15 protein-coding genes are annotated in these 12,446 nt (G+C 45.8%); 12 read left to right on the top strand and 3 right to left on the bottom strand.

Annotation, left to right across the window (positions count from 1 at the left end; all coding sequences use genetic code 11):
* Nucleotides 1–23 precede the first annotated feature (23 nt).
* The 8 genes from murA to HOP45_RS00300 all read left to right on the top strand — a co-directional run bounded on the left by murA (nt 24) and on the right by HOP45_RS00300 (nt 7,499).
* Entirely contained in the window at nt 24–1,328 is a 1,305-nt protein-coding gene (gene murA / locus HOP45_RS00265; protein WP_181346793.1) for a UDP-N-acetylglucosamine 1-carboxyvinyltransferase, read from the top strand.
* Between the two features lie 128 nt (nt 1,329–1,456).
* A complete protein-coding gene (gene spoIID, locus HOP45_RS00270; RefSeq protein WP_181346794.1) occupies nt 1,457–2,479 on the top strand; it encodes a stage II sporulation protein D in 1,023 nt (340 codons plus the stop codon).
* Between the two features lie 281 nt (nt 2,480–2,760).
* Entirely contained in the window at nt 2,761–3,696 is a 936-nt protein-coding gene (gene spoIIQ / locus HOP45_RS00275; protein WP_181346795.1) for a stage II sporulation protein SpoIIQ, read from the top strand.
* A 338-nt stretch (nt 3,697–4,034) separates the two neighbouring features.
* A complete protein-coding gene (gene spoIIID, locus HOP45_RS00280) occupies nt 4,035–4,316 on the top strand; it encodes a sporulation transcriptional regulator SpoIIID (protein ID WP_181346796.1) in 282 nt (93 codons plus the stop codon).
* Nucleotides 4,317–4,480: 164 nt separating this feature from the next.
* Nucleotides 4,481–5,476, top strand: a complete 996-nt coding sequence (mreB, locus tag HOP45_RS00285; RefSeq protein ID WP_181346797.1) for a rod shape-determining protein — start codon at nt 4,481–4,483, stop codon at nt 5,474–5,476.
* Nucleotides 5,477–5,496: 20 nt separating this feature from the next.
* Entirely contained in the window at nt 5,497–6,318 is an 822-nt protein-coding gene (locus tag HOP45_RS00290) for a flagellar hook-basal body protein (RefSeq protein WP_181346798.1), read from the top strand.
* 18 nt (nt 6,319–6,336) lie between these two features.
* Nucleotides 6,337–7,167, top strand: a complete 831-nt coding sequence (locus HOP45_RS00295; RefSeq protein ID WP_181346799.1) for a flagellar hook-basal body protein — start codon at nt 6,337–6,339, stop codon at nt 7,165–7,167.
* A 20-nt stretch (nt 7,168–7,187) separates the two neighbouring features.
* A complete protein-coding gene (locus HOP45_RS00300; protein ID WP_181346800.1) occupies nt 7,188–7,499 on the top strand; it encodes a DNA-directed RNA polymerase subunit beta in 312 nt (103 codons plus the stop codon).
* Between the two features lie 171 nt (nt 7,500–7,670).
* Here HOP45_RS00300 and HOP45_RS00305 read toward each other — a convergent pair whose 3' ends face one another.
* On the bottom strand, nt 7,671–7,817 hold the full coding sequence (locus tag HOP45_RS00305; protein ID WP_181346801.1) for a lmo0937 family membrane protein: 147 nt from the start codon (nt 7,815–7,817) through the stop codon (nt 7,671–7,673).
* A gap of 124 nt (nt 7,818–7,941) precedes the next feature.
* On the opposite strand from HOP45_RS00305, the gene fabZ reads away from it, so the two are divergent.
* A complete protein-coding gene (gene fabZ / locus HOP45_RS00310) occupies nt 7,942–8,364 on the top strand; it encodes a 3-hydroxyacyl-ACP dehydratase FabZ (protein WP_181346802.1) in 423 nt (140 codons plus the stop codon).
* A gap of 216 nt (nt 8,365–8,580) precedes the next feature.
* The gene (locus HOP45_RS00315) at nt 8,581–8,877 is read left to right on the top strand and encodes a hypothetical protein (protein WP_181346803.1); all 297 of its coding nucleotides are present in this window, start codon (nt 8,581–8,583) and stop codon (nt 8,875–8,877) included.
* A gap of 294 nt (nt 8,878–9,171) precedes the next feature.
* On the opposite strand, the gene HOP45_RS00320 is transcribed toward HOP45_RS00315, so the two are convergent.
* Both HOP45_RS00320 and HOP45_RS00325 read right to left on the bottom strand, forming a co-directional pair.
* Entirely contained in the window at nt 9,172–9,360 is a 189-nt protein-coding gene (locus HOP45_RS00320; protein WP_181346804.1) for a YjfB family protein, read from the bottom strand.
* A 276-nt stretch (nt 9,361–9,636) separates the two neighbouring features.
* Complete coding sequence (locus HOP45_RS00325) at nt 9,637–10,053, bottom strand: transposase (protein ID WP_181346805.1); 417 nt, start codon at nt 10,051–10,053, stop codon at nt 9,637–9,639.
* A gap of 162 nt (nt 10,054–10,215) precedes the next feature.
* Here HOP45_RS00325 and HOP45_RS00330 point away from each other — a divergent pair, with 162 nt between their 5' ends.
* A complete protein-coding gene (locus HOP45_RS00330) occupies nt 10,216–10,836 on the top strand; it encodes a hypothetical protein (RefSeq protein ID WP_181346806.1) in 621 nt (206 codons plus the stop codon).
* Nucleotides 10,837–11,101: 265 nt separating this feature from the next.
* On the top strand, nt 11,102–12,445 hold the full coding sequence (locus HOP45_RS00335) for an efflux RND transporter periplasmic adaptor subunit (protein ID WP_181346807.1): 1,344 nt from the start codon (nt 11,102–11,104) through the stop codon (nt 12,443–12,445).
* Nucleotide 12,446 lies beyond the last annotated feature (1 nt).

Below are 12,446 nucleotides of genomic sequence, written 5' to 3' on the forward strand. Positions count from 1 at the left end.
AAGGACGCGGAGGAGAATGAACCTTGGAAAAAATCATCGTCCGTGGTGGGAGGCAGCTGAATGGCACTGTGAAAGCAGAAGGTGCCAAGAATGCCGTACTGCCTGTCATCGCAGCAAGTATAATCGCTAGTGAAGGAAAAAGTGTATTACATGAAGTGCCCGCTTTAGCTGATGTTTTTACGATCAATGAAGTTATTCGATATATGAACGCTGATGTTGATTTTACAGAGAATACAGTCACCGTGGACGCTTCAAACGATTTGGAAACAGAAGCCCCGATTGAATATGTGAGAAAGATGCGTGCATCTGTCCTTGTGCTGGGCCCACTGTTGGCTCGTTACGGACACGCAAAGGTTGCCCTGCCTGGCGGTTGTGCAATTGGATCACGTCCCATTGATCAGCATTTAAAAGGTTTTGAAGCAATGGGAGCGGAAGTGACCGTTGGCAACGGCTATATTGAGGCGAATGTTAAAGGTCGGCTGAAAGGCGCTAAAATTTATCTTGATGTTCCGAGCGTAGGTGCTACTGAAAATATTATGATGGCAGCGGCACTTGCGGAAGGTAAAACCATTATTGAAAATTGTGCAAAAGAACCAGAAATCGTGGATTTGGCTAACTTCCTGAATAAAATGGGAGCGAATGTTGTTGGAGCTGGAACCGAAACCATTCGGATCAAAGGTGTCGATAAGCTTCACGGCGTGACGCATACCATCATACCTGATCGTATAGAAGCCGGTACATTGATGGTGGCCGCTGCTATTACAGGTGGGAACGTGTTAGTCAAAGGTGCCATGCATGAACATTTACGTTCCTTAGTATCCAAAATGGAAGAAATGGGCGTCATTATTGAGGAAGAAGGGGAAGGTCTCCGAGTTAAGGGACCTGAAATCATGAAAGCGACGGATTTGAAAACGATGCCTCACCCAGGTTTTCCAACAGATATGCAGTCGCAAATGATGGCCCTGATGCTCAATGCCCATGGCACGAGTGTCATAACTGAAACGGTTTTTGAGAACCGCTTCATGCATGTGGAAGAATTCCGTCGTATGAATGCCAATTTGAAAATTGAAGGTCGCAGTGTCATTGTCGAAGGTCCATCTAAACTGCAAGGAGCTGAAGTAGCAGCCACCGATTTACGGGCAGGAGCTGCTTTGATCCTCGCAGGACTTGTAGCAGATGGTTATACGCGTGTGACAGACCTTAAACATTTGGATCGCGGTTATTTAAACTTTACAGAGAAACTCGCTTCTTTAGGAGCAAATATCGAACGCATTGATGAAGACTCATACGAAGAATCCGAAGCATCTGAATCTGTTTCGACATTATAATATGTGTGATTGACAGGCTTGCTCACTCCAAATTGGAGTGAGCAAGCTTTTTTTAGTTCTACTATCTGCCCTTTCTGTATAAAATTTTTACTAGAGGAGTTCTATCATTTGAAGCAGGAGGGCGGAGTATGTTTAGAAATAAAAAAACAGGAATCATGGCAGCCATCGCGATATTAATGATGATTTTGATCGTGCCAACTTTAATTGTCGTCCCATTTATTGGAAAGGGAGATGAGCAGCAAGTCACTGAAACAACAGCTGAAGAAACGTTAGAAGCATTAGACAAAGACCTTTCACCTTTCGATGTGAGAGTGCTGCGCACAGCCACTGAAAAAGTGGAATCCGTTCCGATCGAAGAGTATGTGTCACGCGTCGTTGCGTCTGAGATGCCGGTGGAATTTAATTCAGAAGCATTAAAAGCTCAGGCGTTAGCAGCCCGCACATACATTACTAAGCATTTGATCAATGAATCTGCCGTTTCAGAGCAAGCGGATGTGACGGACACGGTTCAGCATCAAGTGTACAAAAATGAACAAGAACTCCGAAAACAATGGCAAGGTGACTACATCCAGAATATGACAAAGATTAATCAGGCGGTTGCCGCTACAGCAGGAAAAATTATCACATATCAAAACGAGCCCATTGAAGCTGCCTTCTTTTCGACAAGCAACGGAAAAACTGAGAACTCCGAAGACTACTGGGAGCAGGAAGTGCCTTACCTGAAAAGTGTAGAAAGCCCATGGGATGAAGAGTCGCCCAAGTATATGGATCAAAAAGTCCTGACGGTAGCTGAATTAGAAAGCGCGTTAGGAGTCGATTTACCAGCCACACTGCCCCAAATGAACATGACACGGACAGAAGGGGAAAGGGTTGAAGAAGTGACGGTTGCTGGTCAAACGTTCACTGGCCGTGACATACGAGAAAAACTGAAACTCCAGTCCAGCGACTTTACCATCAAGCAAAATGGCGAGCACATCATCTTTACGACGAAAGGCTATGGTCATGGCATAGGCATGAGTCAATACGGCGCAAACGGCATGGCCAAAGACGGAAGCACATACGAAGACATCATCCACCACTACTATAAAGGAACAAAAATCACACCATTCAACAAATTAACAGCCTCCATCTCAGAATTCGCAGCCCAATAAAATACCCGACACACCCGGCTCATTTGAAATTCCCTGTTTCGTACCAGGTACGCACAGAGGCACGTACCTCGAGCTCCGTACCTGGTACCACCAAAGCAAAATCAATTATTCGCTGCAATAATACGGAGAAACTAGCAATCTCTATTACATGGAACGCCCGGCTCTTTTAGAAAACACCGTTTTGTACCAGGTACGCCGAAACGGTGAGTTGAAACATTTTTTTCCTCTTGATGTATATCTTCTGATTTTTTTGCTCACAATGTTGCTGAGGTGATGAAGATATGAGAGAGGAAGAAAAAAAGGGCGTCACAAAATTAAAATTTAGACGCTTGTTACGTAAGAAGTGGATGTATCCAGCTATTTATTTGTCGGTAGCCGTTATTGTTTTGGCAGGTGTGCTCTGGTATCAGCAAAGCACAAATCAAGTAGCAGAAGATCTTGCTGAGAAACCAGAATCAGAAGTAGAAGATGAATTTGTTTTGGATGACTCTCAGCGTGACGAAGAAGCCGTCCCTGTTATGGAATCAGAAGAAGAGTTGCAGATGCCTTTAGCAGATGATGAGGAAGCCACAATTGTGACAAAGTTCTATGATTATGAAGGCTCAAGTGAAGATCAAGAAAATGCACTGGTTCTCTATAACAATAAGTACTATCAAAGCAAAGGTGTAGATATCACCAAAGGGGACGACCAGTCATTTGATGTCACCGCTGCAGCGTCTGGTACCGTAACAGAAGTTAAGGAAGATCCAATGTATGGACAGGTTATCACGCTTAGCCACGATCAGGATGTTACAACGGTTTATGCCAGTCTTGATCAAGTAGATGTCGAAGCAGGAACAGAAGTCGTTCAAGGTGACTTGCTTGGAACAGCCGGACAAAATTATTTCGGACAAGCAAGCGGCGTTCATGTTCATTTTGAAGTGCGTAAAGAAGGCGAAGCATTGAATCCAGAATCATTCTTTGGAAAACCGCTAGCCGATCTTGAAACACCTGATTTGGAAGAAGGAGCGTCAGATGAAGAAGAACAACCAGCGCCAAGTGAGCCTGGAAGTGAATCTGATTCTGAAGAAGGTTCCGAATCTGGATCTGACTCCGATGTTGTTGACCCTTCTGAAGGTGAAGAAATAGAGGAAGGCACAGAGGAGACACCCTCTAATGAGAATGAGGATCCTATTAACGAAGATTCTGAATCATCCATTTCCACAACACAAACTTAAAATGGAGGCTACAGCCTCCATTTTTTTTGCCCAAAAACAAATTTTCCAGACTTGCTATCATCGATGTGTTGCTGTTACATATCCCTTCGCCTCAAGCCAGCCTCGTACATAGTCATGCCCATTTATCAGCATAAAATGCCCTGATAGGGTAATAACTGAAGAACGTTCAGGCATAATCACAAAATCCTAATAATAAAATGATGATAACCGAGCATTCGGTAACATCCAAGGATCTTACAACATGACTGAACTGAATACGCTCATTACACACCTATGATCATGACTGTAAGCTTGTCTCAATATCCCCCTTGGATAGTCAACCATAGGAGGCGAGTGATGTGCATGACTACATCAAAGAACGGACCATCAGGATAGGGGAATATATTGTCGAATCAAAAAAAACGGTCAGAGTCATAGCAAAAGAATTCGGTGTCTCCAAAAGCACCGTGCACAAAGATTTGACAGAACGACTGCCGGAACTGAATCCTGAATTGTCCCAAAAGGTTAAAAAAATCCTCGATTATCACAAAGAAATCCGCCACCTCCGCGGCGGTGAGGCGACAAAACGAAAGTACCAGATGAAACTACAGCCTGAGGAGCCAGCTCATCCTATACATTAATGGCGAGATCCTCCCTTTGTCACATTTCCTCGATTCGTAGAAAAAATTTTATTATGGGATGCGACGATTTTCGTAATTTTGTGATAGAATATAATATTAGATGAACTTTGTTTTCGGACGGATGTCTTAGAAGACTGGAAATGAACAGGGAGGATCTATAGAACATGTTTGCACGAGATATAGGAATAGACCTTGGTACAGCTAACGTATTGATACATGTAAAAGGAAAAGGGATCGTATTGAACGAACCGTCCGTTGTTGCCATGGATCGCAACAGCGGTAAGGTACTAGAAGTCGGCGATGCAGCGCGTAAAATGGTGGGGCGTACACCGGGAAACATTGAAGCGATACGTCCACTAAAAGACGGGGTCATCGCTGATTTTGACGTGACTGAAGCTATGCTGAAGCACTTTATACAAAAAACGAATGTCCGCGGATTTCTTTCAAAACCGCGTATGCTCATTTGCTGCCCGACAAACATAACGAAAGTTGAACAAAAAGCGATCAGGGAAGCGGCTGAAAAATCAGGCGGCAAGCGCATATATCTGGAGGAAGAGCCGAAAGTAGCAGCCATCGGAGCAGGTATGGAAATTTTCCAGCCGAGCGGTAACATGGTCATCGACATTGGCGGCGGCACCACTGACGTCGCGGTTATTTCCATGGGCGACATCGTAACAGCTTCCACCATAAAAATGGCGGGGGACAAGTTCGACCATGAAATATTGCAATACATTAAAAAAGAGTACAAGTTATTGATCGGTGAACGGACTGCAGAAGATATCAAAATGACTGTGGCGACCGTCTTTAAAGGCTCGCGATCCGAAGAGATGGAAATCCGCGGCCGCGACATGGTGAATGGTCTGCCGAGAACGATCAGTGTCAATTCTGATGAAATCGAGAAGTCTTTACGGGAATCAGTCTATGTCATTGTTCAGACGGCTAAACAAGTGCTGGAACAGACGCCGCCTGAGCTGTCTGCTGACATCATCGACCGTGGCGTCATCATGACCGGAGGTGGGGCGCTGTTACATGGCATCGACCAACTGATGGCTGAAGAATTGAAAGTGCCTGTATTCAAGGCAGAGGACCCGATGGACTGTGTCGCCAAAGGTACAGGTATCATGTTAGAGAATATTGATAAATTAACGCGCAATAAATGAGTTAAAAAGGAGCGATAGCTGTGCTGAGAGGTTTTTACACCGCCGCATCTGGCATGATTGCCCAGCAACGCAGGCAGGAAACGTTGTCCAATAACATAGCAAATGCCAATACGCCTGGGTATAAAGCGGACGACGGCTCGATGCGCGCTTTTCCAGAATTATTGATTCAACGTATGGAAAGTAACGACATCCCCACCTCGCGTGGTTTGAATCTGCCGGTTAACCAGGAAGTCGGCTCTTTGAACACGGGCGTTTATATGCAGGAAGCCATCCCTTCATTTGAGCAAGGTGACGTCAGGGAAACAGGTAACGAGACGGACATGGCCCTAGTACAGGGAAACCTGCCCGACGAAGAGGGGTCATTGTTTTTCACCGTGCAAACGGAAGATGGCGAGCGTTACACACGGAATGGCAATTTCACCGTCGATGGAGAAGGATTTTTGACGACCAATCAAGGGCATTACGTGCTGAACCAGGCAGGTGATCCGATTCAGACAGGCGGCATGGACTTCAACGTAACAAATGATGGTATCCTTCAGGTGGATGATCAGGAGATCCCGCTTGGCCTTTCGTACAGCTCAAACGCGAACGATTTGGTGAAAGAAGGCAGCGGCCTATTCCAGTTAAGTGAAGACGGAGCCCCTTTATTGAATGCCCGAACAGAAGCCGGTGTCACATTTAACGTGAGACAAAGTTTCTTAGAAAGATCGAATGTTGATGCAGCGCGGACAATGGCAGACATGAACCGTACATATCGTTCATTTGAAATGAATCAGCGTGTTTTAAAAATGTATGATCAAAACATGCAGCAAGCTGTATCACAAATCGGACGCTTAAGGTAGGTAAGGGGGATACATGACATGTCTAGAGTGATGATTCAATCCGCGGTCACGATGGGGCAACTTCAGCAAAAATTGAACTCGATCGGCAATAATCTATCAAACGTCAATACGCCTGGCTATAAGTCCCGACAGACCGACTTTTCATCCCTGTTATTTCAACAGATCGATCACATGAGTGACGAAACCGAACAAGTTGGCAGACAGACGCCAGAAGGGATTCGCATCGGCAGTGGAGCACGGCTTGCTCATACAAACATTGATTTGTCCCAGGGTTCCTTCCAACAAACGGATCGCGAACTCGATATAGCCTTGCCGGAAGATAACCACATGTTTCAAGTCCAAATGCCCACGGAAAATGGCACCGAGACACGTTACACACGGGCAGGCAATTTTTATCTGAATACCGTGAATGATAATGAACTTATGATTACCAATGGAGATGGGTATCCTATCCTAGGCGAGGATGGCCCGATCATACTCGATGGGAATATGGACGACTTGTCTATTTCTGAAAATGGTGATATAGTAGTCACTCGAAATGGAGAACGAAATGTCGAAGGGCGTCTTGAGACAGTGGAAGCGGTACGCCCGAGAATGCTCGAATCCGCTGGTAACAACACCTTTAGATTACAAGACCCTGAAGCGCTTGGATTCGATCCGGATGAAATCATAGCTGACATCCCGGTAGACGAGCAAGTCTTCCAAAGCGGGACACTGGAACAATCCAACGTTGATCAAGCCAAGCAGATGACCGACATGCTCAACGTACAGCGATCGTATCAATTTAATGCGCGATCAATTTCGACCAGTGATCAAATGATGGGACTTGTTAACCAACTCAGATCATAAATTTAAGGAGTTCATTAGTCATGGCTACAGATTCTAAACGGAACCGCCCGTCTACCCGGCAAGCGGTAAAAGAAGAGAAAAAAGCCGCTAAAGGCAATAAAGCAAACAATACGGCAAAACAATCACAAAAAAGACGCGAAAGAAAACCGCGTCGGCGTTTGCTGCCTATATGGCTCCGCTTGATTATCATTATCGTGCTCAGCATCATTGCTCTTTTGATTGGGCTTGTGTTTGGATATGGCGTGATCGGGGACGGCGCACCGCTTGACGCCCTAAAATGGTCGACTTGGCAGCACATATGGGATATCGTAACCAAGACAGACGCTGGATAATTCATCCGGCGTCTTATTTGTTGGGCAAACACTACTGAAATGCCTATATCCTAGCTGGAGAACGTGGACCTAACCGCGTCTTGCTCTAGAATAAATCGAGACCGCGAGCAGTGCAGGATCCGGCACAAAAACAAGCTCAAATCCCCGAGAGGAATTGAGCTTGCTATCGTGCTAAGGTCGCCCTCGTCCCTGCACCAGACGGACGATGAAAATGATAAGTGCAATCACAAGCAGAATGTGAATGATGTTCCCGATTCCGCCGGCTATGAAGCCGATCAGCCACAGAACGAGCAATATAATAAAAATGGTCCAAAGCATGGTGTATCCCTCCTTACTTATAGTGGGGAAAAGCCGTGGTGCGATCAAACGCCTCAGAATAATTTTGTCCTAACGACTGATCCCCTTTATAATAAGGATAGTTTGTACGAAAGGAGCCGAAATTATGTTAGACATCCAACAAATCAAAGAAATCATTCCGCATCGCTATCCCTTTTTGTTGATTGACCAGGTCGAGGAGATTGAAGAAGGAAAACGAGCGGTGGGCTATAAAAATGTCACAGCCAACGAGCCGTTCTTTCAAGGCCATTTTCCTGATTATCCGGTGATGCCGGGGGTTCTAATCACTGAAGCGTTAGCGCAGATGGGAGCGGTCGCGATGCTGAAGAAGGAAGAGAATCAAGGGAAACTTGCTTTCTTTACCGGCATTGATAACTGTCGCTTTAAGCGCCAAGTCAAACCGGGCGATCGTCTCAAACTCGAAGTCGAAATTGTCCGCGCCAAAGGTCCGATGGGCAAAGGTAAAGCAACCGCCAGCGTCGACGGCGAAACCGCCTGCGAAGCCGAAATCATGTTCGCACTGAAATAAACTGAATTATGCGTACCTGGTACAAACCGGTGTTTTTCAAAAGAGCCGGGTGTTTCCTGATTTTCAACACACAAAATCAGAAAACACCCGGCTCTTTTTAATTGAGCTCATTTGTACCAGGTACGCAATTTTAGATAAAGCAGATTTTAATAAAACATTTATGGTGGGGCATACTAGTTTGCGTAATCTAGATTAACTTTTAAGGAGGTTTTTGTAATGAGTAAGTGGATGTTGAAAATTGCTACAGCGATGTTGGCTGTGATGTTGCTTGGTGCTTGTGCGACTGATGAAGAAACGCCGTCTGGTAATGAAGGTACTGAGGAAAATGGTGGCGAGGGCACTGAAAACGGCACCAATGAGGAAGATGGCATGAATGGTGAAGACGAAGGATTAGATGGTGAAGAAGACGGTATGAACGATAAAAACGGTGAAGACGACGGCAGCATGGAAGAAGATAAGAAAGAAGAGCAAGAAGGTAACGAAGATACAATGGAGAATAACGACGAAGAATAATCAAAAAAGTCACGCTTAGACGTGACTTTTTTATTGGTATTTTTATCATTTCGAGGGCGGCCCCTGGCGAATAAACGTTGAAATAATGAGGACGCACACGCCTCCGATAGTCAAGAAGGGCACCAAAAACGTTAGAAAATCGAAAGTGTCAATAATCATTATGCCGATCCCGGCACAAAAGCAAACGATGCCCGTGATAGCCAGACGGTTCGCTAGTTTTAAGGTCTTCACGAGCACCCCCGCTTTCGCACTAATTTACATAGCATATTCAATGTAAATCAATCGGTCCATCCGTTAGCCTTTAAGATCCAGATGGTTGCCTAAACTCGGATGTTGAGGGGCTGAAGTGGATTTGTCGAGCATTTCCACTAGCTGATTACCATGGGTCTTAGCTTGATCGATGGACTTGTCCATTAAAGCGACACTCGTGTCCTGCTTTAATTTCATGTTACTCATCGCAATCGATGTAGCTGCGATATCCATTTCATCACATCCTTTCACTTCATTTATCGGCGCATAACGTCCACTATTTAATAGGGAATCAGTTAAACGCTAAAATCAGATCTGAGAATGAACAGAGTCAATCGGAAAGAAATGGGGCGCATCAGCAGCTTGTCTAAAGCGCCATTGATGCTGACACCACTTTTTATAACGCTCAACTTTCAAGGCGGTGTGACCACGAAAAAAGGTGAAGAGATCCGTGTAGTGAAGGAATGGAAAGGGCGGGCGCTCCCACTTGTCGATATAAAAAAAGCTGCTTCAGGGGTAGTCTTCAAACGTCCGGCTCACCTCGGCCCGCAGCGGGTTGGCGTGGATGTAGAAGCTGACCTCCAACATGCCGCCTAAATCCGGCACCATATCAGCGAAATAACGCTTTTCGAACAAATGCCCGGTTGTATCATACTTCTTATGGTAGTATTTCGAGTAGTTTAAATTGAGGAGATGCATGGTGTGGGAAAGGTTCGGGGTCGACGTGCCTTTCATGAGTAAATGATAGTGGTTGCCCATCAAACAGTAGGCAGCCAATTGGAATGGGTAACGTGTGTAAGCCCGCATCAACAAAGCAAAAAAATGCTCATAGTCGGCCTGATCGTGATAAATCGGCTGTCGATTATTCCCGCGCGTCACCACATGGTAATAAACGCCAGGATACCATCTTCGTTTAACCGTTGGCAAAGTATCACCTCCTTCGATAGAATAGACATAACACAACCATTATACCACGCCAAAAAAGAAACACCCGGCTCATTTCAAAAATCACTTTTTGTACCAGGTACTCCAAAATTGTGTTTTTAGGGTGGGTTGGTGGGGAATATCTACAGGAGAGGTGATAGGAGTATGAAATACAGGACGGCTCAGGAGATTAAAAAATTATTGTTGGAAGACCATGAAACAGTTGTTAACCAGATCGATGCCGAAAAAATTGATGTTTATATGTTTCTGCACCATCGCTTCCAGAACACGCGAGCTTCGCACGACCCGATGTTCCAATTCGTCTTTCGCTACTTTTACAAGCTGGATAATCCGAGTTTGACGAACGAATTTGAACAAAGATATTTTGAGATCATGGACGAGCTTCATACGGAAGAAAAGCCGAATATCATGCATATTGTACGCGATTTGTATGAAGTGAAAAATCACAAAGGCAATCCGACGATGCAGTTTCCGCTAGCGGCCAGCATGCTACATACACTGAATGCGAAATTCCCGACTTATGACAGTGATGTGGCGAAAGCATTCGATTTCTCCTCGACGTACCATCTATCCGGTTTTGACAAAAAGATGAAACGCTACATTGAACAATACATGCATACGTTTACGACGTACCAGGAGTTATTGGAAGATGAAGCGATCCGGCCGGTCCTTAACCATTTTGATGAGCGCTTCTTGAATAATGGCTTATCCAACGTGAAAAAAATAGATTTGATTGTCGGACAGCTCGGCCATAACATGCAATAAATTGTGGCCTCTATGTAGCCAGCCTCTACCGTTGTAAGAGACGGTGGAGGCTGGTTTTTTCTGGTTGCAAATCAAGTGTGGGTTTAGTACGATAAATAAGAATGACTGGGTGGTCATGTCGCCTTTGGACGAAATAGGACGAACAATGGCTCCCTATTTGATGATGAAAAGGTTGAGGCTTGGGGATACTGAGAGAGAATACCCGGTTTCAGGTGTCACATACATACATATTTATTGATTTTCAACGAGAGAGGAAGACCTTACGATGAAAAAGTTTGCATCACTCAGTGTGATGATCTTATTGATAGCATGGCTTTCGGCTTGTTCGGAGCAATCTGATGAAGAAGACACGACAGCTCGCACGACGCCGGTGGAAACAGCCCTTATCGCAAAAGGGGATTTCCAGGTGGACCGAGAGATCATTGGTCGTGCTGAGGCTGGGGATACATCGCCCGTTATACCGGAAACCCCAGGGGAATTAGTTGCCCTGAGTGTTGAGCAAGGGGACCGTGTACAGAAAGGCGATCCCATTGCGGAAGTCAATCCGGGCAGCAGAGGAGAAGACCAAGTCGAACTGCAGGAAATTGCCGTCAGACAGGCGCAAAGTCAACTTGAAAATGCTAGAACCACGCGGCAACAAGCCGAAAAAGGTTTGAAAAACGCGCAAGATCAAGTGGAAGCGGCAAAGCAAGCGCAGGAAGCTCAACAATCCCAATCTGAGCAGGCTCAGCAAGCTGCTAAAGCGCAATACGAAGAAGCTCAGGAACTGGCAGATGAGGCGAAAAAACTTTACGAGGCCGGTGACATTCCTGAAATTCTTTATAATCAGGCACAGTCCCGAGCTGATCAAGCCCAAGCTCAATACCAGCAAGCCAAAGGGCAAGGAGCCTCCACCGAATCACCCGTTCAACAGGCAGAAGCTCAAGTCGCTTCAGCCGAAGAGCAGCTCAATCAAGCAGAAAACGGTGTCGAGCAGGCTGAATTGCAGCTCGAGCAAACTCGTGTGCAATTGGAACAAGCGCAAAGCCAGGCCGCTAATAATACCTTAACGGCCCCGACGGCTGGAGAGGTGGCCAATGTGGAAGCGGGTACGGGGGATATGGTGTCGAATCAACAGCCCATCGCCACAGTTGTGTCGCTCAACCCGATGACCATTACCGCCACGTTAACAGGCGAGCAGTTGAACTTATTTGAAAAAGGACAGGACTTAGAAGTCAAGGTGGAGGCACGTGAGGAGAACCCGACAGCGACGGTGCAATATGTCTCCTCTGTCCCGAACGACACAGGCCTTTACCCGGTCGAAGCAACGGTTGATAACAGCGACGAAACAATCAAACCCGGCATGATGGCTACGTTCTTACTGCCGGAAAAAGTCGTCGAGAACACGTTGATCGTGCCGACTGAAGCGATCGTGCAGGAAGACAATCAATCCTACCTTTTTCAAGTTGAAGAGGATGCGGTGAAACGCGTAGATATTGAGGTTCTTTCTTCCCAGTCTGATCGCTCAGCTATTGAGGCTGACCTTCCGGAAGGCGCTGAAATTGTGACGACCGGACAGCTGACCTTGAATGACGGTGGCAAAATCACGGTCATAGAGGAGGACGCTTAAC

It is taken from the genome of Thalassobacillus sp. CUG 92003 (assembly GCF_013618635.1).
Taxonomy (GTDB): domain Bacteria; phylum Bacillota; class Bacilli; order Bacillales; family Halobacillaceae; genus CUG-92003.